The 23,720-nt window shown below is 68.5% G+C and carries 22 protein-coding genes; 5 read left to right on the top strand and 17 right to left on the bottom strand.

What is annotated here, in order from left to right:
• Window positions 1-3: 3 nt before the first annotated feature.
• From nuoL to ACIBJB_RS33945, 12 genes are read right to left on the bottom strand one after another with little or no spacing between them, the layout of a single operon-like run.
• A complete protein-coding gene (gene nuoL, locus ACIBJB_RS34000; RefSeq protein WP_398936407.1) occupies window positions 4-1,968 on the bottom strand; it encodes an NADH-quinone oxidoreductase subunit L in 1,965 nt (654 codons plus the stop codon).
• A 14-nt stretch (window positions 1,969-1,982) separates the two neighbouring features.
• Complete coding sequence (nuoK, locus tag ACIBJB_RS33995) at window positions 1,983-2,282, bottom strand: NADH-quinone oxidoreductase subunit NuoK (protein ID WP_003974374.1); 300 nt, start codon at window positions 2,280-2,282, stop codon at window positions 1,983-1,985.
• Entirely contained in the window at window positions 2,279-3,136 is an 858-nt protein-coding gene (locus ACIBJB_RS33990; protein ID WP_398936405.1) for an NADH-quinone oxidoreductase subunit J, read from the bottom strand. The genes nuoK and ACIBJB_RS33990 overlap by 4 nt, the downstream gene beginning before the upstream one ends.
• Entirely contained in the window at window positions 3,133-3,774 is a 642-nt protein-coding gene (nuoI, locus tag ACIBJB_RS33985; protein ID WP_398936404.1) for an NADH-quinone oxidoreductase subunit NuoI, read from the bottom strand. The genes ACIBJB_RS33990 and nuoI overlap by 4 nt, the downstream gene beginning before the upstream one ends.
• Entirely contained in the window at window positions 3,767-5,131 is a 1,365-nt protein-coding gene (gene nuoH, locus ACIBJB_RS33980) for an NADH-quinone oxidoreductase subunit NuoH (protein ID WP_398936402.1), read from the bottom strand. The genes nuoI and nuoH overlap by 8 nt, the downstream gene beginning before the upstream one ends.
• Entirely contained in the window at window positions 5,128-7,632 is a 2,505-nt protein-coding gene (locus tag ACIBJB_RS33975; RefSeq protein ID WP_398936400.1) for an NADH-quinone oxidoreductase subunit G, read from the bottom strand. Before ACIBJB_RS33975 ends, nuoH begins: the two co-directional genes overlap by 4 nt.
• Window positions 7,629-8,978 (bottom strand): NADH-quinone oxidoreductase subunit NuoF, encoded by a 1,350-nt coding sequence (gene nuoF / locus ACIBJB_RS33970; RefSeq protein WP_398936398.1) that lies wholly within the window; start codon window positions 8,976-8,978, stop codon window positions 7,629-7,631. The genes ACIBJB_RS33975 and nuoF overlap by 4 nt, the downstream gene beginning before the upstream one ends.
• Window positions 8,978-9,850, bottom strand: a complete 873-nt coding sequence (gene nuoE, locus ACIBJB_RS33965; RefSeq protein ID WP_398936396.1) for an NADH-quinone oxidoreductase subunit NuoE — start codon at window positions 9,848-9,850, stop codon at window positions 8,978-8,980. The genes nuoF and nuoE overlap by 1 nt, the downstream gene beginning before the upstream one ends.
• Window positions 9,847-11,169 carry an NADH-quinone oxidoreductase subunit D gene (locus tag ACIBJB_RS33960; protein WP_398936394.1) on the bottom strand — a complete coding sequence of 441 codons (1,323 nt, stop codon included), beginning with the start codon at window positions 11,167-11,169 and terminating at the stop codon, window positions 9,847-9,849. Before ACIBJB_RS33960 ends, nuoE begins: the two co-directional genes overlap by 4 nt.
• Window positions 11,166-11,930, bottom strand: a complete 765-nt coding sequence (locus tag ACIBJB_RS33955; RefSeq protein ID WP_398936392.1) for an NADH-quinone oxidoreductase subunit C — start codon at window positions 11,928-11,930, stop codon at window positions 11,166-11,168. The genes ACIBJB_RS33960 and ACIBJB_RS33955 overlap by 4 nt, the downstream gene beginning before the upstream one ends.
• Window positions 11,927-12,481 (bottom strand): NADH-quinone oxidoreductase subunit B family protein, encoded by a 555-nt coding sequence (locus tag ACIBJB_RS33950; protein WP_007383964.1) that lies wholly within the window; start codon window positions 12,479-12,481, stop codon window positions 11,927-11,929. Before ACIBJB_RS33950 ends, ACIBJB_RS33955 begins: the two co-directional genes overlap by 4 nt.
• A 14-nt stretch (window positions 12,482-12,495) precedes the next feature.
• Window positions 12,496-12,855, bottom strand: a complete 360-nt coding sequence (locus ACIBJB_RS33945) for an NADH-quinone oxidoreductase subunit A (RefSeq protein WP_007383963.1) — start codon at window positions 12,853-12,855, stop codon at window positions 12,496-12,498.
• A gap of 735 nt (window positions 12,856-13,590) precedes the next feature.
• On the opposite strand from ACIBJB_RS33945, the gene ACIBJB_RS33940 reads away from it, so the two are divergent.
• Together ACIBJB_RS33940 and def are read left to right on the top strand one after the other, a co-directional pair.
• A complete protein-coding gene (locus tag ACIBJB_RS33940) occupies window positions 13,591-14,397 on the top strand; it encodes a C40 family peptidase (protein ID WP_398936389.1) in 807 nt (268 codons plus the stop codon).
• A 191-nt stretch (window positions 14,398-14,588) separates the two neighbouring features.
• Window positions 14,589-15,236: a peptide deformylase gene (def, locus tag ACIBJB_RS33935; RefSeq protein ID WP_398936387.1), complete on the top strand. Its 648-nt coding sequence runs from the start codon at window positions 14,589-14,591 to the stop codon at window positions 15,234-15,236.
• 105 nt (window positions 15,237-15,341) lie between these two features.
• Here the strand turns inward: def and ACIBJB_RS33930 are convergent, their stop codons facing one another.
• Window positions 15,342-16,628 carry a geranylgeranyl reductase family protein gene (locus ACIBJB_RS33930; RefSeq protein ID WP_057608008.1) on the bottom strand — a complete coding sequence of 429 codons (1,287 nt, stop codon included), beginning with the start codon at window positions 16,626-16,628 and terminating at the stop codon, window positions 15,342-15,344.
• A 122-nt stretch (window positions 16,629-16,750) separates the two neighbouring features.
• Here ACIBJB_RS33930 and ACIBJB_RS33925 point away from each other — a divergent pair, with 122 nt between their 5' ends.
• Together ACIBJB_RS33925 and ACIBJB_RS33920 are read left to right on the top strand one after the other, a co-directional pair.
• Complete coding sequence (locus ACIBJB_RS33925; RefSeq protein ID WP_398936385.1) at window positions 16,751-17,275, top strand: GNAT family N-acetyltransferase; 525 nt, start codon at window positions 16,751-16,753, stop codon at window positions 17,273-17,275.
• 110 nt (window positions 17,276-17,385) lie between these two features.
• Entirely contained in the window at window positions 17,386-17,703 is a 318-nt protein-coding gene (locus ACIBJB_RS33920) for a PASTA domain-containing protein (protein WP_398936732.1), read from the top strand.
• Between the two features lie 18 nt (window positions 17,704-17,721).
• Here the strand turns inward: ACIBJB_RS33920 and ACIBJB_RS33915 are convergent, their stop codons facing one another.
• From ACIBJB_RS33915 to ACIBJB_RS33900, 4 genes are read right to left on the bottom strand one after another with little or no spacing between them, the layout of a single operon-like run.
• On the bottom strand, window positions 17,722-18,417 hold the full coding sequence (locus ACIBJB_RS33915) for a demethylmenaquinone methyltransferase (RefSeq protein WP_398936383.1): 696 nt from the start codon (window positions 18,415-18,417) through the stop codon (window positions 17,722-17,724).
• Window positions 18,418-18,439: 22 nt separating this feature from the next.
• Complete coding sequence (locus ACIBJB_RS33910; protein ID WP_398936381.1) at window positions 18,440-19,771, bottom strand: acyltransferase; 1,332 nt, start codon at window positions 19,769-19,771, stop codon at window positions 18,440-18,442.
• Complete coding sequence (locus ACIBJB_RS33905) at window positions 19,771-22,050, bottom strand: bifunctional polysaccharide deacetylase/glycosyltransferase family 2 protein (protein ID WP_398936379.1); 2,280 nt, start codon at window positions 22,048-22,050, stop codon at window positions 19,771-19,773. Before ACIBJB_RS33905 ends, ACIBJB_RS33910 begins: the two co-directional genes overlap by 1 nt.
• A gap of 17 nt (window positions 22,051-22,067) precedes the next feature.
• On the bottom strand, window positions 22,068-22,358 hold the full coding sequence (locus tag ACIBJB_RS33900) for a hypothetical protein (protein ID WP_398936377.1): 291 nt from the start codon (window positions 22,356-22,358) through the stop codon (window positions 22,068-22,070).
• A 276-nt stretch (window positions 22,359-22,634) separates the two neighbouring features.
• Between ACIBJB_RS33900 and ACIBJB_RS33895 the strand changes: the two genes are divergently transcribed.
• Window positions 22,635-23,654, top strand: coding sequence for a chitinase (locus tag ACIBJB_RS33895; protein ID WP_398936375.1), 1,020 nt, complete (start codon window positions 22,635-22,637; stop codon window positions 23,652-23,654).
• Window positions 23,655-23,720: the final 66 nt, after the last annotated feature.

Below are 23,720 nucleotides of genomic sequence, written 5' to 3'. Positions count from 1 at the left end.
GTATCAGACCGCCCTCATCAGCAGGGTCGCGGCGACGAGGATCGCCGCGCCGCCGAACATGGAGACCGCGTACGACCGCGCGTAGCCGTTCTGCAGCTTGCGCATCCGCCCGGAGAGGCCGCCGACCGAGGCCGCCGTGCCGTTGACCACGCCGTCGACCAGGGTGTGGTCGACGTAGACCAGGGAGCGGGTGAGGTGCTCTCCGCCGCGGACCAGGACGACGTGGTTGAAGTCGTCCTGGAGCAGGTCGCGCCGGGCGGCCCGGGTGAGCAGCGACCCGCGCGGGGCGAGGACCGGGACCGGGCGGCGGCCGTATTGGAGCCAGGCGATCGCGACGCCGATGACCATCACGGTCACCGTGGCCGCCGTCACCGTGGTCGCGCTGATCGGCGCGTCTCCGTGGTCGTGTCCGGTGATGGGCTCCAGCCAGTGCAGGAAGCGGTCGCCGATGCTGAAGAAGCCACCCGCGAAGACCGATCCGAAGGCCAGCACGATCATCGGGATCGTCATGGACCTGGGCGACTCGTGCGGGTGCGGCTCGGCGTGCTCGCCGTGGTGCTCGGCGGCGGGCTCCGCGCTCGGGGCCTCCGGAGAGCGGGTGGGCTGGTTCTTCCAGCGCTCCTCTCCGAAGAACGTCATCAGCATCACGCGCGTCATGTAGAAGGCGGTGATGGCAGCGCCCAGCAGGGCCGCGCCGCCGAGGATCCAGCCCTCGGTGCCGCCCTTGGCGAAGGCCGCCTCGATGATCTTGTCCTTGGAGAAGAAGCCGGACAGGCCCGGGAATCCGATGATGGCCAGGTAGCCGAGGCCGAAGGTGACGAAGGTGACCGGCATGTACTTGCGCAGACCGCCGTATTTCCTCATGTCGACCTCGTCGTTCATGCCGTGCATGACCGAACCGGCCCCGAGGAAGAGCCCGGCCTTGAAGAAGCCGTGCGTCACCAGGTGCATGATCGCGAAGACGTAGCCGATGGGGCCGAGGCCCGCGGCGAGGACCATGTAGCCGATCTGCGACATGGTCGAGCCGGCCAGTGCCTTCTTGATGTCGTCCTTCGCGCAACCGACGATCGCACCGAACAGGAGCGTGACGGCACCGACGACGGTGACGACGAGCTGGGCGTCCGGGGAGAGGTTGAAGATGTTGGCGGAGCGGACGATCAGGTAGACACCCGCGGTCACCATGGTCGCCGCGTGGATGAGGGCCGAGACCGGGGTCGGGCCCTCCATCGCGTCCCCGAGCCAGGACTGCAGCGGCACCTGGGCGGACTTGCCGCAGGCGGCCAGCAGCAGCATCAGGGCGATGCCGGTGAGCGTGGCCTCGGAGGCGCCCTCGACGAGTCCGGGCTTCTCGTGGCTGCCGAGGACCGGGCCGAAGGCGAAGGTGCCGAACGTCGTGAACATCAGCATGATCGCGATCGACAGGCCCATGTCGCCGACGCGGTTGACCAGGAAGGCCTTCTTCGCCGCGGTGGCCGCGCTGGGCTTGTGCTGCCAGAAGCCGATCAGCAGGTAGGAGGCGAGACCGACGCCCTCCCAGCCGACGTACAGCAGCAGGTAGTTGTCGGCGAGGACGAGCAGCAGCATCGCCGCGAGGAACAGGTTCAGATAGCCGAAGAAGCGGCGGCGGCGCTCGTCGTGCTCCATGTACCCGATCGAGTACAGGTGGATCAGCGAGCCGACACCCGTGATCAGCAGCACGAACGTCATCGACAGCTGGTCGAGGCGGAAGGTGACGTCCGCCTGGAAGCCCTCGACCGGCACCCAGGTCCACAGGTGCTGGATGAGCGTGCGGTCCTCGGTGTTCTTGCCGAGCAGGTCGGCGAAGAGGATGGCGCCGAACACGAAGGAGGCGGCGGCGAGGATCGTGCCGATCCAGTGGCCGACGGCGTCCAGCCGCCGGCCGCCGGTGAGCAGGACCGCCGCTCCGAGCAGAGGCGCCGCAATCAGCAGCGCGATCAGGTTCTCCACGATTCAGCGACCCCTTACAGCTTCATCAGGCTGGCGTCGTCGACCGAGGCCGAGTGGCGGGAACGGAACAGCGACACGATGATCGCGAGCCCGACCACGACCTCCGCGGCGGCGACGACCATCGTGAAGAAGGCGATGATCTGGCCGTCGAGGTTGCCGTGCATCCGGGAGAAGGCGACGAACGCGAGGTTGCAGGCGTTGAGCATGAGCTCGATGCACATGAACACGACGATGGCGTTGCGCCTGATCAGTACGCCGGTGGCGCCGATCGTGAACAACAGGGCGGCGAGGTAGAGGTAGTTGACCGGGTTCACTTCGACGCCTCCCTCTTGAAGGTGGCCGGTTCGATCTCGGTCCGCTCCAGGCGTTCCTCCGCGCGCTGCTCCAACGCCTTGAGGTCGTTGAGGGCTTCGGCGGAGACGTCACGGATCTGACCGCGCTGGCGCAGCGTCTTGCTGACCGTGAGCTCGGAGGGGGTGCCGTCGGGCAGCAGGCCCGCGATGTCCACCGCGTTGTGCCGGGCGTAGACGCCGGGGGCGGGCAGCGGCGGGACGTGCGTGCCCTCGCGAACGCGCTTCTCGGCCATCTCACGCTGGGTCAGGGCACGCTCGGTGCGCTCACGGTGGGTGAGCACCATGGCGCCGACGGCGGCCGTGATCAGCAGAGCGCCGGTGATTTCGAAGGCGAAGACGTACTTGGTGAAGATGAGGGTGGCGAGGCCCTCCACATTGCCGCCGGAGTTGGCCTGGGTGAGGCCGTTGAACTCCTTGAGGGAGGCGTTGCCGATGCCGGCGAACAGCAGGATGCCGAAGCCGAGCCCGCACAGCAGGGCGAGCCAGCGCTGGCCCTTGATGGTCTCCTTCAGGGAGTCCGCCGCGGTCACGCCGACGAGCATCACCACGAACAGGAACAGCATCATGATCGCGCCGGTGTAGACGACGATCTGCACGACGCCGAGGAAGTAGGCGCCGTTGGCGAGATAGAACACCGCCAGGATGATCATGGTGCCGGCGAGACAGAGCGCGCTGTGCACGGCCTTCTTCATGAAGACGGTGCACAGGGCGCCGATCACGGCGACAGTGCCGAGGACCCAGAACTGGAAGGCTTCGCCGGTGGAGGTGTCGGCGGCCAGAGTGGCCGCGGCGGCGAGCTGGAGAGGTGCGGTCATCGCCCGATCACCTTCTCCGACGCCGGTTCGTCCGCACCGAAGGTGGAGTCGGCCTCTTGGACTACCTCGCCCTTGGAGGCGGCGACCTGGGGGACGGTGCCGGGCGCGGCCTCGGTCACCAGGCCCCGGTAGTAGTCCTGCTCGTCCATGCCGGGGTAGATGGCGTGGGGCGAGTCGACCATGCCGTCCTCGAGGCCGGCGAGCAGCTGCTCCTTGGTGAAGATGAGGTTGGCGCGGCTGCTGTCGGCCAGCTCGAACTCGTTGGTCATCGTCAACGCGCGCGTGGGGCACGCTTCGATGCACAGGCCGCACAGGATGCAGCGGGCGTAGTTGATCTGGTAGACGCGGCCGTACCGCTCGCCCGGCGAGTAGCGCTCCTCGTCGGTGTTGTCGGCACCCTCCACATAGATGGCGTCGGCGGGGCAGGCCCAGGCGCACAGCTCGCAGCCGACGCACTTCTCCAGGCCGTCCGGATGGCGGTTGAGCTGGTGCCGTCCGTGGAACCGCGGAGCGGTGGTCTTCTGCTGCTCCGGGTACTGCTCGGTCAGCCGCTTCTTGAACATGGCCTTGAAGGTCACGCCGAAGCCGGCGACGGGGTTCATGAAACCGGGCTTGGTCTCCTTGGGTTCCTCAGCCATCGGACGCCTCCTTTCCATCCAGAGATCCGTCACTCTGAGTATCGGGCCCGCCACTGACAATCAGCTCCCGCTCCTGGCGCGAGGGGCGCCGCGGTACCGGCGGCAACTCCTGTCCGGGCAGCGGCGGGACGGGGAATCCACCCGCCATCGGGTCGAATCCGGCCGGCTGTTCGGCGGGCAGCGCTGCCGCCTTCGACTTCTCGCGGAACATGTCGGCGACGAAGGAGAGCAACAGCAGGACCAGGACTCCGCCGCCGACGTAGAGCGCGATGTCGGCGAAGTCGTAGTTCTCGTTGCGCAGGGTCCGCACGGTCGCGACGAGCATCAGCCACACCACGGAGACCGGGATGAGGACCTTCCAGCCGAGCTTCATCAGCTGGTCGTAGCGGACCCGCGGGAGCGTGCCGCGCAGCCAGATGAAGAAGAACAGCAGCAGCTGCACCTTGATCACGAACCAGAGGAGCGGCCACCAGCCGTGGTTCGCGCCCTCCCAGAAGGTGCTGATGGGCCAGGGAGCCCGCCAGCCGCCGAGGAAGAGCGTGGTCGTCACGGCCGAGACCGTCACCATGTTCACGTACTCGGCGAGCATGAACATCGCGAACTTGATCGACGAGTACTCGGTGTTGAAGCCGCCGACCAGGTCGCCCTCGGACTCCGGCATGTCGAAGGGGGCGCGGTTGGTCTCGCCGACCATCGTGATGACGTAGATGATGAAGGACACCGGCAGCAGGATGATGTACCAGCGGTCCTGCTGCGCCTCGACGATCGCCGAGGTGGACATCGACCCGGAGTAGAGGAACACCGAGGCGAAGGCGGCGCCCATGGCGATCTCGTACGAGATCATCTGCGCGCAGGAGCGCAGACCGCCGAGCAGCGGGTACGTCGACCCGGAGCTCCAGCCCGCCAGAACGATGCCGTAGATGCCGACCGAGGCGACCGCGAGGATGTAGAGCATCGCGATCGGCAGGTCGGTGAGCTGCATCGCGGTGCGGTGTCCGAAGATCGAGATCTCGTTGCCGGACGGGCCGAAGGGGATCACCGCGATCGCCATGAAGGCGGGGATGGCCGCCACGATCGGCGCGAGGACGTAGACGACCTTGTCCGCGCGCTTGACGATGACGTCTTCCTTCAGCATCAGCTTGATGCCGTCGGCGAGCGACTGGAGCATGCCCCAGGGGCCGTGCCGGTTGGGGCCGATGCGCAGCTGCATCCAGGCGACGACCTTGCGCTCCCACACGATGGAGAACAGCACGGTCACCATCAGGAAGGCGAAGCAGAAGACGGCCTTGATGACGACGAGCCACCAGGGATCGGTGCCGAACACCGAGAGGTCTTCGGCGGCGACGTATGGGCTCATGCCTCCACCTCCTTGGGTGCTTCGGTGGCGAGCGTGGCCGGGCCGATGCGGACGAGGGAGCCGGGCAGCACCCCGGCGTCGGAGGCGACGCCGCCGCCGGTGGAGTTCAGCGGGAGCCAGACCACGCGGTCGGGCATCTCGGTGATCTGCAGCGGCAGTTCGACGACGCCGGTCTTGCCGGTCACGGCGAGGAGGTCGCCTTCCTTGACGCCCACCTCGGCGGCTGTCGCGGCCGACACACGCGCGTGTGCCGCGTGCCGGGTCCCGGCGAGCGCCTCGTCGCCCTGCTGGAGGAGACCCTGGTCGAGCAGCAGCCGGTGCCCGGCCAGTACGGCCTCTCCGGCGGCGGGCCGCGGCAACGGGGCCCCGGTCTCCAGCGGTTCGGTGCCGTGCGGTCCGTCCCAGGGACCGAGCCGGTCGATCTCCGCGCGCGTGGTGCGCAGATCGGGCAGGCCCAGGTGTACGTCCATGGCGTCGGCCAGCATCTGGAGGACCCGTGCGTCGGTGGGTGCGAGGCTGCGGGTCATCTGGTCGGGCTTGAGCGCGGCCTCGAAGAAGCGCACCCTGCCCTCCCAGTTGAGGAAGGTGCCGGCCTTCTCGGCGACCGCGGCCACCGGCAGGACGACGTCCGCGAGCTCGGTGACCTCACCGGGCCGCAGTTCCAGCGACACCACGAACCCGACCTCCTGGAACGCTTCACGCGCGCGTGCCGGATCGGGCAGGTCGGCGATCTCGACGCCCGCGACCACCAGGGCCTGGAGCTCGCCGGATGCGGCGGCCTCGATGATCTGACCGGTGTCCCGGCCGTAGCGGTGCGGGAGTTCGGCCACGCCCCAGACCGAGGCGACCTCCTCACGCGCGCGCGGGTCGGTGGCGGGACGGCCGCCCGGCAGGAGCGACGGCAGCGCGCCCGCCTCGAGGGCACCGCGCTCTCCGGCCCGCCGCGGGATCCACACCAATTGCGCGCCGGTCGCGGAGGCGGCCCGTACGGCGGCGGTCAGTCCGCCCTTCGCCGCGGCGAGCCGTTCGCCGACGACGATCACCGCGCCCGCGGTGCGCAGCGCCTCGGCGGCCCTGCTGCCGTCGCCCTCCAGCCCCACTTCGCCGGCCAGCGCGTCCAGCCACTCGGTCTCGGTGCCGGGAGCGGCGGGCAGCAGCGTGCCGCCGGCCTTCTCCAGGCCGCGGGTGGCATGGGTGGCGAGCGAGAAGACCTTCTGGCCGTGCTTGCGCCAGGCCTTGCGCAGCCTCAGGAAGACGCCGGGCGCCTCCTCCTCGGCCTCGAACCCGACCAGCAGGACCGCCGGTGCCTTCTCCAGAGCGGAGTACGTGACGCCCGTACCGTCGAGGTCACGGCCGCGGCCCGCGATCCGCGCGGCCAGGAAGTCGGCCTCCTCGCTGCTGTGCACGCGCGCGCGGAAGTCGACGTCGTTGGTGTCGAGCGCCACGCGCGCGAACTTGCTGTACGCGTAAGCGTCCTCGATGGTGAGGCGGCCGCCGGTGAGGACTCCGGCCCGGCCGCGCGAGGCGAGCAGTCCCTGGGCGGCGATCTGGAGGGCTTCCGGCCAGGAGGCCCGCACCAGCTCACCCTCGGGGTTGCGGACCAGCGGGTGCTCCAGCCGGTCCCGCTGCTGCGCGTACCGGAAGGCGAAGCGCCCCTTGTCGCAGATCCACTCCTCGTTGACCTCGGGGTCGTTGGCCGCGAGCTTGCGCATGACCTTGCCGCGCCGGTGGTCGGTGCGGGTGGCACAGCCGCCGGAGCAGTGCTCGCACACGCTCGGGGAGGACACCAGGTCGAAGGGGCGGGAGCGGAATCGGTACGCCGCCGACGTCAGCGCGCCGACCGGGCAGATCTGGATGGTGTTGCCGGAGAAGTACGACTCGAAGGGGTCGCCCTCGCCGGTGCCGACCTGCTGGAGCGCGCCCCGCTCGACCAGTTCGATCATGGGGTCGCCCGCGATCTGGTTGGAGAAGCGGGTGCAGCGGGCGCACAGCACGCACCGCTCGCGGTCGAGCAGCACCTGTGTGGAGATCGGGACGGGCTTCTCGTACGTCCGCTTCTTGCCCTCGAACCGGGACTCGGCCTGGCCGTGGGACATCGCCTGGTTCTGCAGGGGGCACTCGCCGCCCTTGTCGCAGACCGGGCAGTCCAGCGGGTGGTTGATGAGGAGGAGCTCCATCACACCGTGCTGGGCCTTCTCGGCGACCGGCGAGGTGAGGTGGGTCTTCACCACCATCCCGTCGGTGCAGGTGATGGTGCAGGAGGCCATCGGCTTGCGCTGGCCCTCGACCTCGACGATGCACTGGCGGCAGGCGCCGGCCGGGTCGAGGAGGGGGTGGTCGCAGAACCGGGGGATCTCGATGCCGAGCTCTTCGGCGGCCCGGATGACCAGGGTGCCCTTGGGCACGCTGATCTCGGCGCCGTCGATCGTCAGCGTGACGAGATCCTCCGGCGGGACCGCCGCCTCTCCCCCGCCCGAGGGAGCGTTGGTGGTCACGGTCATGCGTTCACCTCCGTGCGGGAGTCGGCCCAGACCGTGGACTTGGCCGGGTCGAAGGGGCAGCCGCGGCCCGTGATGTGCTGCTCGTACTCCTCGCGGAAGTACTTGAGCGAGGAGAAGATCGGCGAGGCGGCGCCGTCACCGAGGGCGCAGAACGACTTGCCGTTGATGTTGTCGGCGATGTCGTTCAGCTTGTCGAGGTCGGACATCACGCCCTTGCCGGCCTCGATGTCGCGCAGCAACTGCACGAGCCAGTACGTGCCTTCACGGCACGGGGTGCACTTGCCGCAGGACTCGTGGGCGTAGAACTCGGTCCAGCGGGTGACGGCGCGCACGACGCAGGTCGTCTCGTCGAAGCACTGCAGGGCCTTGGTGCCGAGCATCGAGCCGGCGGCGCCGACACCCTCGTAGTCGAGGGGGACGTCGAGGTGTTCGTCGGTGAACATCGGCGTCGAGGAACCGCCGGGCGTCCAGAACTTGAGCCGGTGCCCGGGTCGCATCCCGCCGCTCATCTCCAGGAGCTGGCGCAGCGTGATGCCGAGCGGGGCCTCGAACTGGCCGGGACTGGCGACGTGGCCGCTGAGCGAGTAGAGCGTGAAGCCCGGGGACTTCTCGCTGCCCATCGACCGGAACCATTCTTTGCCCCGGGTCAGAATCGCGGGAACCGACGCGATCGACTCCACGTTATTCACAACAGTCGGGCAGGCGTAGAGGCCTGCGACCGCAGGAAAGGGGGGACGGAGCCGCGGTTGACCACGGCGGCCTTCGAGCGAGTCGAGCAGTGCGGTCTCCTCACCGCAGATGTACGCGCCTGCGCCCGCGTGCACGGTGAGTTCGAGATCGAGGCCGCTGCCCAGGATGTTCTGTCCGAGGTAGCCGGCCGCGTAGGCCTCGCTCACGGCCGCGTGCAGCCGCCGCAGTACTGGGACGACTTCACCCCGCAGATAGATGAAGGCATGCGACGACCTGATGGCATAACACGCGATGACAATGCCCTCGATGAGGCTGTGTGGGTTCGCGAAGAGGAGCGGGATGTCCTTGCACGTCCCGGGCTCCGACTCGTCGGCGTTGACAACTAGATAGTGCGGCTTTCCATCTCCCTGCGGAATGAACTGCCATTTCATTCCGGTCGGGAATCCCGCGCCACCGCGGCCGCGCAGACCGGAGTCCTTGACGTACGCGATCAGGTCGTCCGGCGACATGGCGAGCGCCTTGCGGAGCCCCTCGTACCCCTCGTGCCTCTTGTAGACGTCCAGCGACCAGGACTTGTCCTCGTCCCAGAAGGCCGACAGCACGGGTGCGAGCAGCTTCTCGGGGCTGGTGTCCTTCAGTTCGGGTGCCAAGGTCATCACTCCCCCTCCTCGGCGGCGGGCCCGGCCGGATGGGCCGGGTCGGAGGCCGACGTGTCCTGTGGCGCGTCGTGTGAGCTCAGGTGCTCCGACGGGGACGGCTCGTGGACGGCCTTGTCCTGCGGCTCGTCGTGCGGTCCGCCGTCGCGCGGATGGACCACGCGCGCGGGTGCGGTCTCTCCCCTGGCCAGGCGGAGGCCCACCAGCGACGCGGGTCCCGCTCCGCCGCTCGCCTCGACGGCCCCCGGCCGCTCGTCGGGGAAGCCGGCGAGGATCCGCGCGGTCTCCTTGAAGGTGCACAGCGGCGCCCCGCGCGTGGGCTCCACCGGACGGCCCGCGCGCAGGTCGTCGACCATGCGCTTCGCGCTCGCCGGGGTCTGGTTGTCGAAGAACTCCCAGTTGACCATCACGACCGGCGCGAAGTCGCAGGCCGCGTTGCACTCGATGTGCTCAAGGGTGACCTTGCCGTCGTCGGTGGTCTCGCCGTTGCCGACGCCCAGGTGCTCCTGGAGCTCCGCGAAGATCGCGTCGCCGCCCATCACCGCGCACAGGGTGTTGGTGCAGACCCCCACCTGGTAATCGCCCGAGGGCTTGCGCCGGTACATGGTGTAGAAGGTGGCCACCGCGGTGACCTCGGCCGTGGTCAGCTCGAGCACGTCCGCGCAGAACCGCATCCCGGTGCGCGTGACGTGTCCCTCCTCCGACTGCACGAGATGCAGCAACGGCAGGAGCGCCGAGCGGGAGTCCGGGTAGCGGGCGATGATCTCGCGCGCGTCCCTCTCGAGCCTCTCTCGAACGTCGTCCGGGTAAGCGGGCGCGGGCAGTTCGGGCATGCCCAGGCTGACGCCCCGCTCGGAAGAACTGGTGGTCACCGGTCGACGCCTCCCATCACGGGGTCGATGGACGCGACAGCGACGATGACGTCGGCGACCTGGCCGCCCTCGCACATCGCCGCCATGGCCTGAAGGTTGGTGAAGGACGGGTCGCGGAAGTGGACCCGGAAGGGGCGGGTGCCGCCGTCGGACACGGCGTGCACCCCGAGTTCGCCCTTGGGCGACTCGACGGCCGCGTACGTCTGTCCCGGCGGGACGCGGAAGCCCTCGGTGACCAGCTTGAAGTGGTGGATCAGGGCCTCCATGGAGGTGCCCATGATCTTCTTGATGTGGTCGAGGGAATTGCCGAGCCCGTCAGGACCCAGGGCGAGCTGGGCGGGCCAGGCGATCTTCTTGTCGGCGACCATGACCGGGCCGGGCTGCAGCCGGTCCAGGCACTGCTCGACGATCCTGAGCGACTGGCGCATCTCCTCGAGCCGGATGAGGAAGCGGCCGTAGGAGTCGCAGGTGTCGGCGGTCGGGATGTCGAACTCGTAGGTCTCGTAGCCGCAGTAGGGCTGTGCCTTGCGCAGGTCGTGCGGCAGGCCGGTGGAGCGCAGGATGGGGCCGGTCGCGCCGAGGGCCATGCAGCCCGCCAGGTCGAGGTAGCCGACGTCCTGCATACGGGCCTTGAAGATGGGGTTCCCGGTGGCGAGCTTGTCGTACTCCGGGAGGTTCTTCTTCATCTTCTTCACGAACTCGCGGATGTGGTCCACCGCGCCGGGCGGCAGGTCCTGCGCGAGTCCGCCGGGGCGGATGTACGCGTGGTTCATCCGCAGGCCCGTGATGAGCTCGTAGATGTCGAGAATCATTTCACGATCACGGAATCCGTAGATCATGATCGTGGTGGCGCCCAGTTCCATGCCGCCGGTGGCGATGCACACCAGGTGCGAGGAGAGCCGGTTCAGCTCCATCAGGAGCACCCGGATGATCGTGGCCCGGTCGGTGATCTGGTCCTCGATGCCGAGGAGCTTCTCGACGGCAAGGCAGTAGGCGGTCTCGTTGAAGAAGGACGTCAGGTAGTCCATGCGCGTCACGAACGTGGTGCCCTGCGTCCACGTGCGGAACTCGAGGTTCTTCTCGATGCCGGTGTGGAGGTAGCCGATGCCGCAGCGGGCCTCGGTGACCGTCTCGCCGTCGATCTCCAGGATCAGGCGGAGCACTCCGTGGGTGGAGGGGTGCTGGGGACCCATGTTGACGACGATGCGTTCGTCGTCGGCGCGGGCCGCGGACTGGACGACCTCGTCCCAGTCGCCACCGGTGACCGTGTACACGGTGCCTTCGGTGGTCTCCCGCGGAGTTGCGTGCTGCGTGCTCATGAGTACGACCTCCGCTGGTCCGGAGCCGGGATCTGGGCGCCCTTGTACTCGACGGGGATGCCGCCGAGGGGGTAGTCCTTGCGCTGCGGGTGGCCCTGCCAGTCGTCCGGCATCATGATCCGCGTCAGGGCCGGGTGACCGTCGAAGACGATCCCGAAGAAGTCGTAGGTCTCGCGCTCGTGCCAGTCGTTGGTCGGATACACGGAGACCAGGGACGGGATGTGCGGGTCGGCGTCCGGCGCGCTGACCTCCAGGCGGATCAGCCGGTTGTGGGTGATCGAGCGCAGGTGGTAGACGGCGTGCAGCTCGCGGCCCTTGTCGTGGAGGTAGTGGACCCCGCTGACGCCGGTGCAGAGCTCGAAGCGCAGGGCCGGGTCGTCGCGCAGGGTGCGGGCGACACGGAGCAGGTGCTCGCGCTCGATGTGGAAGGTGATCTCGCCGCGGTCGACGACCGTCTTCTCGATCGCGTTGTCGGGGAGCAGTCCCTGCTCCTCCAGGGCGCCTTCGAGTTCGTCGGCGACCTCGTCGAACCATCCGCCGTAGGGGCGGGCCGCCGGTCCCGGGAGGCGGACCGAGCGGACCAGGCCGCCGTAGCCGGAGGTGTCGCCGCCGTTGTCGGCGCCGAACATGCCGCGCTGGACGCGGATCTCCTCACCGCCCTCGCCGCGCCGGCCGGGGAGGTTGGAGGCGGCGAGGTCCTTCTCCGGGTTCACCCCTTCCCCGGACCTGTTGACGCCGTTGGTGCCGTTCGCGTCGCTCACCGCAGCAGCCCCTTCATCTCGATCGTGGGCAGGGCCTTGAGCGCCGCCTCCTCCGCCTCGCGGGCCGCCTCCTCGGCGTTCACGCCGAGCTTGGAGGACTGGATCTTCTGGTGGAGCTTGAGGATCGCGTCCATCAGCATCTCGGGCCGTGGCGGGCAGCCGGGCAGATAGATGTCGACCGGCACGATGTGGTCGACGCCCTGCACGATCGCGTAGTTGTTGAACATGCCGCCCGAGGAGGCGCAGACCCCCATGGAGATGACCCACTTGGGGTTCGGCATCTGGTCGTAGACCTGCCTGAGCACCGGCGCCATCTTCTGGCTGACCCGGCCGGCGACGATCATGAGGTCCGCCTGGCGGGGTGAGCCGCGGAAGACCTCCATGCCGAAGCGGGCCAGGTCGTAGCGTCCGGCGCCCGTGGTCATCATCTCGATGGCACAGCAGGCCAGGCCGAAGGTGGCCGGGAAGACGGACGCCTTGCGCACCCAGCCCGCGGCCTGCTCGACGGTGGTCAGCAGGAAGCCGCTCGGCAGCTTTTCTTCGAGTCCCATGAGTTAAAGGCCCCTCAGTCCCATTCCAGGCCGCCGCGCCGCCATACGTACGCGTACGCGACGAAGACGGTGAGCACGAAGAGCAGCATCTCCACGAGCCCGAAAACACCCAGGGCGTCGAAGGTGACGGCCCAGGGGTAGAGGAAGACGATCTCGATGTCGAAGACGATGAAGAGCATCGCCGTCAGGTAGTACTTGATGGGGAAGCGCCCGCCGCCGGCCGGCGTGGGGGTCGGCTCGATCCCGCACTCGTAGGCCTCGAGCTTGGCCCGGTTGTACCGCTTCGGACCGATCAGCGTGGCCATGACCACGGAGAAGATCGCAAAGCCTGCCCCGAGGGCTCCCAGTACGAGGATGGGCGCATAAGCGTTCACCGCTCCTCGCTCCTCTCAGTCGGCACTGACTGCTGGCGATGGCATCGGACTTCACACCTGACTCATACGTCCCTCCGACCTCCGTCTGCCCCGACGAAGATCGCGAACATGTGAAGCAGGTCACAAGCCCAACTGACCCGCATCTTATGCCTGCCGGTCTGTGATCTGCGACACGGGGTATTGCACAAGCTTTGTGATCTCCACCACCAGACGAAGGATCATGAAGTCGGATCGGCGGCGATCTTCACACGAGAAGCGTCCAAGTGATCACCAGAGGTGACATTTCCGCTAGTCGGCGCAGGTCGGGAGAGGCGTCTCCATATCAAGAGACTTCCCCTGCATGCAAATTGGTGCTGGACGCGACTGCTTGGTAGTGGACCGCATTCACACCTCGGAGGGACCCGCGAGGACCGATGTGGACGCGTGCACACATTCACGAGCGCGGATCACCTTCGGACGCAGCCGTCGCCGTAACCGTTGCGTGACCTCCGCCACATGCGCGAGAGCTCCACAAGAAGGGGGCTTGGCCATCGGCCCCAACCGATGGTAGATGCGGGGCAATTGGGGCGTAACAGCGAAAGGGCGTGATCACAGGCTTGATCACGAGAGTCCGCAATGTCCGTTACGGCGTCAATAAAGAGTGGGGCGCCAGGGATTCGGGCCACCGATTGAACAACTGTGGCGCAGCCCACGTTTCTTGAAGGTATGGAGGAGCCCCTGATACCAGTTGGTCTCATGTCCCACACCGCTCACATACGCAGTCACCGGAAACCCCGCCGCAGCGCGACGACTTCGATCGCCGTGCGTGCCGGAGTCGCCGGTGGCGTGCTCAGCATGGCAGCGGCGGGCGCGTCGGCTTCGGCGTTCGCCGCCGAGTCGACGACGCAGACCCTCGAACTGCCCACCCTGTCGGCCGACCTGGGCAGCCAGGTCGCCGAGTCCGCCGACGCGATGCAGCAGGCGGCCGCCAACTACCAGCTGCAGGCCGAGCGTGACGCGGCCGCCGCAAAGGCCGCGAAGCAGGCCAAGGCGGACCTCGCGGAGGCCAAGAAGAAGGCTGAGGCCAAGAAGAAGGCCGAGGAGGCCCGCAGGGCCGCCGCCGAGGAAGCCGCCTCGCGCAGCACCGAGCGGGCCACCCTGTCCGCCTCGGCGAGCGCCAGCGTCTCCACGAGCTCGTCCACGGCCACCGGTTCGGCCGCGGCCGTCATCGCCTTCGTGAAGGCTCAGGTCGGTGACGCCTACGTCTCCGGCGGTACCGGCCCCAACTCCTGGGACTGCTCCGGCCTGGTCCAGGCCGCGTTCAGCCAGGTCGGCGTCGACCTGCCGCGCGTCTCGCAGGACCAGTCGACCGCGGGTACCCAGGTCTCGCTGAGCAACCTGCAGCCGGGCGACATCCTGTACTGGGGTGGCGCGGGCAGCGCGTACCACGTCGCGGTGTACGTCGGTGACGGCATGTTCGTCGGCGCGCAGAACCCCTCGACGGGTGTCGCCGAGAAGCCGCTGTCCTACGACCCGCCGACCGGAGCGGTGCGGGTTCTCTGACCCGGTAACAGCTTGGCAGGGCCGCAGCCGCTCGGGGGCTGCGGCCCTGCTGGTGCTTCCTCCCCGACGTCCGCGGGTTCACGGCTGTGGCCCGTCCGCTCCCCCCGTCGGCTCCCCCGTCCGCTCCTGGGGCTGTTGGATGTGTTCTGTTGAACCGCATTCTCAACACCCACAGGACAGGAGAGATCACCATGCCCAGTGTGTTCGTCCAGGGCAGGCCCACCGACTCGTATCCGCCGCTCGCCCCCGAGGCCCGGCGCGGGCAGGTTCGGCGCATCACCGAGGTCGGCGAGGAGGTGCTGCACAAGCCGTGCCGGGACGTGACCGAGTTCGGGCCCGATCTCGCCGCGCTGATCGACGACATGTTCCTGACGATGTACATCGCCGAGGGCGCGGGGCTCGCGGCGAACCAAGTAGGCGTCGGTCTGCGGCTCTTCGTCTACGACTGCCCGGACGACGACGGGGTCCGGCATGTCGGGCACATCGTCAACCCGGTGCTCGAGCAGTCCGACCCGGCCGAGCGCAGGCTGCTCGAGGACAGCGAGGGGTGCCTGTCGGTGCCGGGCGCCGTCATGGACGTACCGCGTCCGGACCGGGCCGTGGTCCACGGGTTCGACAAGGACGGCGAACCGCTCGCGATCGAGGGGACCGGGTATTTCGCGCGCTGCCTGGCCCACGAGACGGACCATGTGAACGGGCACGTGTATCTGGACCGGCTGTCCAGGCGGGAGCGCAAGGAGGCGCTGCGGCAGGTGGCGGACCGGCGGGACGAGGTGTTCGCCCGCCGGGCCGCCAACGTCGAGGCGCTGAACGGCGGTCAGGGCACGGTCAGCGCCTGAGGGAGCGGACCAGCGCCCACACCGACACCGCGATGAGGATGACGAACACGGGTAGCGCGACCCCTACGTCCATCCCTCCACGGTGCTCCGTCCGAGGGGCTCCCGTCACGCCTTCGGCGCCACCTTGCTCAGCCCGTTGATGATCCGGTCCATCGCGTCGCCGCCCGTGGGGTCGGTGAGGTTGGCGAGCATCTTGAGGGTGAACTTCATGAGCAGCGGGTGGGTCAGGCCGCGCTGGGCCGCGATCTTCATGACCTTCGGGTTCCCGATGAGCTTCACGAAGGCGCGGCCCAGCGTGTAGTAGCCGCCGTAGGTGTCCTTGAGGACGCGCGGGTAGCGCTGCAGGGCCATTTCGCGCCCCGCGGGGGTGGAGCGGGCGTGGGCCTGGACGATGACGTCGGCGGCGATCTGGCCGGACTCCATGGCGTAGGCGATGCCTTCGCCGTTGAAGGGGTTCACCATGCCGCCGGCGTCGCCGACCAGGAGCAGGCCCTTGGTGTAGTGCGGCTGGCGGTTGAAGGCCATCGGCAGGGCGGCGCCGCGGATCGGGCCGGTCATGTTGTCCGGGGTGTATCCCCACTCCTCCGGCATCGAGGCGCACCAGGCCTTCAGCACCTCGCGCCAGTCGAGTTCCTTGAAGGAGTCGGAGGTGTTCAGGACGCCGAGGCCGACGTTGGAGGTGCCGTCGCCCATGCCGAAGATCCAGCCGTAGCCGGGCAGCAGCCGGTCCTCGCCGGGGCCGCGTCGGTCCCACAGCTCCAGCCAGGACTCCAGGTAGTCGTCCTCGTGGCGGGGGCTCTCGAAGTACGTCCGTACGGCCACGCCCATCGGGCGGTCCTCGCGGCGGTGCAGGCCCATCGCGAGGGAGAGCCGGGTGGAGTTGCCGTCGGCGGCGACCACGAGGGGCGCGTGGAAGGTGACTTCGCGCTTGTCCTCACCCAGTTTCGCGTGGACGCCGGTGATGCGGCCCGTGCGGTCGTCGATGATCGGGGCACCGACGTTGCAGCGCTCGAACAGCCGCGCCCCGGCCTTCTGGGCCTGGCGGGCGAGCTGCTCGTCGAAGTCGTCTCGCTTGCGGACGAGGCCGTAGTCGGGGAAGGAGGCGAGATCCGGCCAGTCGAGCTGGAGGCGTACGCCGCCGCCGATGATCCGCAGACCCTTGTTCCGCAGCCAGCCGGCCTCTTCGGAGATGTCGATGCCCATCGCCACGAGCTGTTTGGTGGCACGCGGGGTGAGGCCGTCGCCGCAGACCTTCTCGCGCGGGAACTCGGTCTTCTCCAGCAGGAGCACGTCGAGTCCGGACTTGGCGAGGTGGTACGCGGTCGTGGAGCCGGCCGGCCCCGCGCCGACGACGATGACATCGGCGGTGTTCTCGGACAGGGGCTCGGTCACGGCGGGATCTCCCCAGGCTCGGAATCAAGTTCGGAATCAAGTTCTGAATCCGCGTGCCGACCGGCACTGGACATGGGCAGTCTATTCAGCAGAATTGATCACCCGGCTGAAGGGCTGCCCCAGTGAACCGAGCTCTGCCTGTTGTACGGCTGCGTGTCCCCACCGACGAGGACGCCGTCGCCTGGCACCGGGTCTTCGACGACCCGGACGTCATGGAGTTCCACGGCGGCAGGTCCGCGGAGCTGTACGTCTATGAGGAGCTCACCGCGCGCCAGCGCCGGCACGACGCCGAGCGGGGTTTCTGTCTGTGGACCATGGTTGACGAGAGCGGGCAGGTCATCGGCTTCACGGGCGCCCAGCCGTGGCCGCAGGACTGGGGGCCGACGGGCGAGATCGAGATCGGGTGGCGGCTCGGGCGGGCCCATTGGGGCCAGGGGTACGCCACGGCGGCCGCACAGATGACTTTGGAGCGGCTCAGGGCGGCGGGCGTCACGGACGTGGTGGCGATGGTCAGACCCGGCAACGAACGGTCGATCTCGGTCGCCAAGCGCCTCGGAATGGAACTCGCGGAGACCTTCCCGCACCCCCGGCTCAACGAAGAGGCGCTCTGCTTCCGGCTCACCCTGCAAAGCTGTCACTCTGAGTAGCGGTCTGTTACAGAAAGACACTCGGCACTTCCTGCCGCCGCGGGGCCGGAGTTACCCTTCCTGTACCGCTGGGGGTGACATCTGTGCGCATAACACCCAAGACGCCCGAAGTGCGCGTACCGCGTCTGGTCGGACTCATGGCCGTCGACGCACGCGAGACGGCCCAGGCACAGGGCCTGTTCGTCAACGCGCCGGAGCGCAAGGACTTCCACCAGGCCGTCGTCGACTATGTCGTACGCCAGTACCCGCAGGCCGGTGCGGAGGTGCCGCGGGACTCGGTGGTGTACGTGTGGTTCGACCTCGGTCCGGGTGAGGGCGGCGGGGGCGTCCATGAACCCCGCGTCCCGAGGCCTCCCCGCGGCGGCCTCCAACGCGAACTGGACGAGCCGGGAGACCCGTACGTGGTCCGGTGCGTGACCGGACTCTGACCAAGCGCGCCGGGCTGCTCAGCTCTCCTTGACGCCCCGGTGCAGGGCCACGATGCCGCCCGTCAGGTTCCGCCACGCCACCTTCGACCAGCCGGCCTTCCGGAGTCGCTCCGCGAGGGCCGGCTGGTTCGGCCAGGCACGGATGGACTCGGCGAGGTAGACGTAGGCGTCGGGGTTGGAGGAGACCGCGCGGGCGACCGGCGGCAGGGCGCGCATCAGGTACTCGGTGTAGACCGTGCGGAAGGGCGCCCAGGTGGGGTGCGAGAACTCGCAGATCACGACCCGGCCGCCGGGCCTGGTCACCCGGTACATCTCGCGCAGCGCGGTGTCGGTGTCCTGGACGTTGCGCAGCCCGAAGGAGATGGTGACGGCGTCGAAGGTGTCGTCCTTGAAGGGCAGCTTCGTCGCGTCGCCCGCGGTGAACGGCAGCCAGGTGTGCTTCCGCTTGCCGACCTGGAGCATGCCGATGGAGAAGTCGCAGGGCACGACATAGGCGCCGGTGCGGGCGAAGGGCAGCGACGAGGTGGCCGTGCCCGCCGCCAGGTCGAGGATCTTCTGGGCGGGGCGGGCGTCGACGGCCCTGGCGACCTCCTTGCGCCACACCCGGTCCTGACCGAGCGACAGCACGTCGTTGGTCAGGTCGTACCGTTCCGCCACGTCGTCGAACATCGAGGCGACTTCGTGCGGCTGCTTGTTCAGGGAGGCGCGGGTCACGGTCCCATTCTTGCAGCCGCCGTCACGAAGAGGCCCGACGCCCTCCCGGCAGCAGCTGCGGCTTCTTCTTCCCGGCCACGTCCTCCACCCATCCGCACACCAGCACGAATCCCGCGATCAGGATCCAGCCGATGCCGAACATGAACCACTGGCTCTCCAGCGGCAGCCACTTCTCGAACGCGGGCACGTTCCAGAACTGGTCGATCAGCGGCACGGCGAGGATCAGCGCGATCTCGTGCCACAGGTAGATCGTCACCGCGCGGGAGTTGAAGACCGTGACGACCCGGTCGGTCCGCCGGAAGCGGGTGAGCCAGGCGAAGTCGATCCCGAAGCACGACTTGGCCCACATCAGGAGCGTCACGTACCCGGCGGACCAGAAGGCCTGCGCGAGGGGGATGTCGTCGAGGTCGTACGAGCCCGTGTCGGCCTGGTGGGTGAAGGCGTACCAGCCGCCGAACGCGATCGCGGCGAGCGAGAGAACGACGACGGCCGGCGCCTTCAGCCGCTCGAGCACCCCGTCCCGGTGGGCGAAGCCCAGGATCCAGCAGAACAGGAAGGTGGCCAGGTCCGTCAGCGCGCTGCCGAGGCGGTTGTCCGGCGGCGCCCACAGGAACTGGACGACCACGATCGGGGCCAGGGACAGCAGCAGGACCGGCACCGGAGCGAGCCGGAACACCTTCAGCAGTACCGGGGACAGCAGCACGAACCACAGGTACGTCCGCAGGTACCAGAGGATCTCCCAGGCCTGCTCGCCCCACGCGTTGCCCGGTGGATCACCGAGCGGCACGATCCAGTAGACGATCTGCCAGCCCGGCATCCAGTCGTGGACCAGCATCGCGAGGACCACGAAGACGCCCCAGAACCAGAACGGCGGCAGCAGGCGGCGCATCCGGCTCCTGACCACCGTGAGGGCGGGCCGCTCCAGGGACTTCGCCATCAGCGTGCCGGCCAGGCCGAACATGATCCCCATGGACGGGAAGACCATGCCGGCACAGGCCCAGCCGAACGTGTGATAGGTGACGACCCGGATCAGGGCGACGGCCCGGAGGGTGTCGAAGTAGCGGTCGCGGCCCGGGAGCCGAGACGGAGGCTTCTCCTCCTCCGCCTCGGCGTCAGCGGGGGCTCCGGGAACCGGGGACTCCGGCGGCTCCGGCTCCGACTCCACCACCGGCAAGGGGGACGTTGCGTCCGGCACGCCCTGTCCGTAGTACCCGGGGTCGACGAACTCCTGCGGATACGGCTGCTGCGGCTGCTCTACGTACCCCGAGTACCCGTACTCATAGCCGTACCCCTGCTGCTGATACCCCTGCGGCGGGTACCCCTGCTCCTGATATCCCTGCTGCTCCCAGCTCATCAGCCCACCCCCGCCGGGGTCCCGACCTCTCCGGTCCGCTTCAGTTTCTGCCAGCGCAGCCGGCCGCCGGTGAGCGCGGTGATGCAGGAGTGGATCAGGACGAGGTACATCATCTGGCGGTAGGCCAGCTGCTGGAGCGGCATCATCAGCAGATACCGGTACTTCTCCTTGTCCAGCTTGAAGGCGTACGCCGCGCACACGAGCTGGACGCCGAGGACCGCGAGCCACGCGTACAGCGCCGCCCGGAAGTCGATGAAGATCATCGAGTAGGCGGTGAACACGTCGATCAGCGGGGCGAACACGGGCGTGACGATCTGGAAGATCACCACCAGCGGCATGCCGATCCGCCCGAAGCGGCCCGAGGGACCCTTGTCCGTGAGGGACTTGCGGTGCTTCCACAGCGCCTGCATGGTGCCGTACGACCACCGGTAGCGCTGCGACCACAGCTGCTTCAGGGAGCCCGGCGCCTCGGTCCACGCGCGCGCGTGCTCCTGGTAGACGACCCGCCAGCCCGCGCGGTGCATCGCGATGGTGATGTCGGTGTCCTCGGCGAGGGTGTCCTCGCTCATCCCGCCGACCTGGAGGACCGCCTCGCGGCGGAACGCGCCGATCGCACCCGGGATGGTGGGCATGCAGCGCAGAAGGTCGTACATCCGGCGGTCGAGATTGAAGCCCATCACGTACTCGATGTGCTGCCAGGCGCCGATGACCGTGTCGCGGTTGCCGACCTTGGCGTTGCCGGCGACCGCGCCGACCTCCGGGTCCGCGAAGGGCTGCACCAACTGCCGTACGGTGTCCGGTTCGAAGACGGTGTCGCCGTCCATCATCACGACGATGTCGTGACTGGCGCTGCGGACACCGTTGTTGAGGGCGGCCGGCTTGCCCGCGTTCTCCTGGCGGATGACCCGGACGTTCGTCATGCCGAGCGAGCGGGCCGCCTCGCGGGCGATCTCGGAGGTGCCGTCCGAGGAGCCGTCGTCGACGACGATGACCTCGATCGGATGGGTGCTCTTCGCCAGCGACTCCAGGGTGTTGGCGATGCACTCCTTCTCGTTGTACGCCGGCACGATCACGGTCACCGGCCGGGTGACCGTGGGCCCCCAGCTGAAGCGGCGTTTGTTGCGCAGTCGGTAGTGGCGGCGAGCGAGGATCAGCATCATCCCGAACCGGCCCATGACGGCCACGCCCACGATGACGAGTCCGACCGACAGCGTGGGAACGGTGTACTCGGCGACGGCGACGGCCACGACGAGCGCCTTGCCCTCGTAGAGGGTCGCGCCAGTGGCCTCCCGGTGCGCGGCCTGGAGACGGTCGGTGCCCTTCTGGTTCCCACCCTGGAGCTGCCCGCCCACGGTTCCGGCCTGGGCGTTCGCCTGCTGTCCCGCGCGGGCGGCGGTGTTCTGCGCCTCGATGACCCCGCTGATGGTGGTGAAGGTGTAACCCTTCGCCCGCATCTTCTCGATGTACGTCGGCAACGCCTTGACCGTCTGCTCACGGTCGCCGCCAGCGTCGTGCATCAGCACCGCGGCGCCCGAGGTCCCGGACGGCGTGGCCCACTTGACGATCTTCGAGGTGCCCGGCTTCTTCCAGTCGTCGCTGTCGGTGTCGACGAAGACGCTGGTGTAGCCCTCCTCGCCGAGCTTCTTGTACACGGGCCAGCTGTAGTTGTCGATCGCGTCCGTCTCCGAGGAGTACGGCGCCCGGAACAGCGTGGTGGTGATGCCGGCCGCGCCCGCGAGGGCGAGCTGCGTCTGGGTCATCTCACGCCGGATGCGGGCGTCGCTCTGGTAGGAGAGGTCGACGTGGGTGAAGGTGTGGATGCCCACCTCATCGCCCTGGTCGACCATGTCCTTCACGATCCCCGGGTAGCGCGAGACCATCGAGCCGACCAGGAAGAAGGTGGCCGGGACGTCGTACTTCGCCAGGATCTTCAGGACCTGGGGCGTGTACGTCGGGTTCGGGCCGTCGTCGAAGGTGAGCGCGATCGTCTTGGCCGGCACGGAGGTCGTGGTGGCCTGGCCGCCCCGGAAGCTGATGATCGGCCCGCCGTTGAGGATCTTGTCGGGGACCTTGCTGGAGCTGGCGCCGTCGCGCACCCGCTCGTCGCCGCCGACCTCGGCGCGCAGATAGCCGTCGAGCAGCATCACGCTGGTCAGGCCGAGCAGGAGCAGCAGGGCGAGGATGACCCGCGGTTTCTGCAACGCCGCGGCCCTGCCCGCCGCCCGCTCGATGCGGGTGGGGGCACGCCGGCGGCCGCGGGAGGGCGTCGTCGTGGTCATGTGGTGGGCCGTTCCGGTCAGTGGGAGGCAGCGGAGGCGGTCGCGGTCGGGGCGGTACCGGCGGGCGGAGCACCGGTGGGCTGTGCCGGCGGGGTGCCGATCCCGCCCTGCGGCCGGACGCCGCCGGGGCCGGAGTTCGAGGAACCGCCGGGACCGCCGCCGGCGAAGGGCAGCAGCGTCGTGCTGGAGACGCCGATGCCCATGAAGGCCATGCCCAGCACGACGGCGTACCCGAGGGACAGGACGCCGAGGAGAAGGCCGAACCGGCGCAGCAACTTGGAGCGGCGTCCGGAGTTGTCAACGAACACGGGCCCCTCGGCGGACCCGTTACTACCGCTTTTGCGGCGGTGACCGCGCGTGTCGGCACGGTTTTCGGTGGCAGGCTCGGAATGCATTCCCCGGACATTAGACAGTCTTTATGTGTCCACATTTGATGTTCTTGTGAGGCGCATATGAGAAACCTCTTATACTGTCTGTTTCCTGAGAGTGTCCGCCGTGCGTGCCCGATTCGTCCTTATAGCGCTCAGGCGGGTGTGAGACATTCGCTCTCCAGAAAGCCACGTCACGAGAGCGGGTGCATGTGAATGCGGAGTTTCCTGAAACCGATGGCCGGGGTCAGTTGCCTGTTCGCCCTGGCCACGGCGGGGTGCTCCGCCGGATCGGACGGCACCTCGGACGCCGAGCCTCCGAAACTGAGCAGTACGTCGCCGTCGGCTTCGTCGTCGGTCACCTCGTACGCGCCGTACGTCAGCGCGGACGAGGCCTCCGGCAACGACTCCGCGGGCTCGCCCTCGGTGTACAACCTCGCGTTCGTGATCGCCGACGGCAGCGACTGCACGCCGTCCTGGAACGGCACGTCCGCCGTCGGCGACTCCGCCGTCAAGTCCCGCATCAGCGCGCTGAAGGAGGACGGGGCGAAGGTGCGGGTCTCCTTCGGCGGCGCGTCCGGCAAGGAGTTGGCCGAGACCTGCTCCAGTGCGGCGAAACTGGCGGCGGCGTACGGCACCGCGCTGGACGCCGCCGGTTCCTCGCTCGCCGACTTCGACATCGAGGGGGATGCGCTGACCGACTCGGACTCGGTGGACCTGCGGTCGGAGGCGATCGCGTTGCTCCAGGAGGAACGGAGCGATCTCGCCGTCTCGTTCACGCTTCCCGTGATGCCGTCGGGGCTCGACGACGACAGTGTGGCGTTGCTGGAGTCCGCGAACGACAAGTCGGTTCAGGTGTCGACGGTCAACATCATGACGATGAACTACGGGGAGTCCTACGACGGGGACATGGGGGATTACGCGATCACTTCGGCGAAGGCGGCGCAGGCGCAGTTGAAGGAGGTTTTCGGTACGGCTGACTCCACTGCGTGGCGGGCCATGGCGCTCACGTCGATGATCGGGACGAATGATGTGGACGGGGAGACGTTCACGTTGTCCGACGCGGTGCAGGTGCGGGAGTTCGCCGCGGCGAAGGAGGTGGCGTGGGTGTCGATGTGGTCGACGTTTCGGGATCAGGAGTGTGAGTCGGGGAACTCGGATGAGGATGACCCGTTGACCAATTGCAGTGGGGTTTCTCAGTCGGCGGGGGCGTTTGGGGAGGCGTTCTCAGGTTGAGTTTTGGGTGCAGGTGCGTTGTGGCTGGTCGCGCCCGCGCGGCGGAGCCGCAAATCGATACAGCCC

It is taken from the genome of Streptomyces sp. NPDC050759, from assembly GCF_044456945.1.
Lineage (GTDB): Bacteria > Actinomycetota > Actinomycetes > Streptomycetales > Streptomycetaceae > Streptomyces.
This window is presented reverse-complemented; position numbering and strand designations above follow the sequence as displayed.

What these genes read in the sequence shown, in the direction of transcription:
- ACIBJB_RS33990 (WP_398936405.1), bottom strand. Translation starts at nt 3,136, where the DNA reads ATGACCGCACCTCTCCAGCTCGCCGCCGCGGCCACTCTGGCCGCCGAC.
- ACIBJB_RS33895 (WP_398936375.1), top strand. Translation starts at nt 22,635, where the DNA reads ATGCGGAGTTTCCTGAAACCGATGGCCGGGGTCAGTTGCCTGTTCGCC.
- def (WP_398936387.1), top strand. Translation starts at nt 14,589, where the DNA reads ATGCCCAGTGTGTTCGTCCAGGGCAGGCCCACCGACTCGTATCCGCCG.
- nuoF (WP_398936398.1), bottom strand. Translation starts at nt 8,978, where the DNA reads ATGACCTTGGCACCCGAACTGAAGGACACCAGCCCCGAGAAGCTGCTC.
- ACIBJB_RS33940 (WP_398936389.1), top strand. Translation starts at nt 13,591, where the DNA reads ATGTCCCACACCGCTCACATACGCAGTCACCGGAAACCCCGCCGCAGC.
- ACIBJB_RS33905 (WP_398936379.1), bottom strand. Translation starts at nt 22,050, where the DNA reads ATGACCACGACGACGCCCTCCCGCGGCCGCCGGCGTGCCCCCACCCGC.
- ACIBJB_RS33910 (WP_398936381.1), bottom strand. Translation starts at nt 19,771, where the DNA reads ATGAGCTGGGAGCAGCAGGGATATCAGGAGCAGGGGTACCCGCCGCAG.
- nuoI (WP_398936404.1), bottom strand. Translation starts at nt 3,774, where the DNA reads ATGGCTGAGGAACCCAAGGAGACCAAGCCCGGTTTCATGAACCCCGTC.
- nuoH (WP_398936402.1), bottom strand. Translation starts at nt 5,131, where the DNA reads ATGAGCCCATACGTCGCCGCCGAAGACCTCTCGGTGTTCGGCACCGAT.
- ACIBJB_RS33950 (WP_007383964.1), bottom strand. Translation starts at nt 12,481, where the DNA reads ATGGGACTCGAAGAAAAGCTGCCGAGCGGCTTCCTGCTGACCACCGTC.
- ACIBJB_RS33975 (WP_398936400.1), bottom strand. Translation starts at nt 7,632, where the DNA reads ATGACCGTGACCACCAACGCTCCCTCGGGCGGGGGAGAGGCGGCGGTC.
- ACIBJB_RS33960 (WP_398936394.1), bottom strand. Translation starts at nt 11,169, where the DNA reads ATGAGCACGCAGCACGCAACTCCGCGGGAGACCACCGAAGGCACCGTG.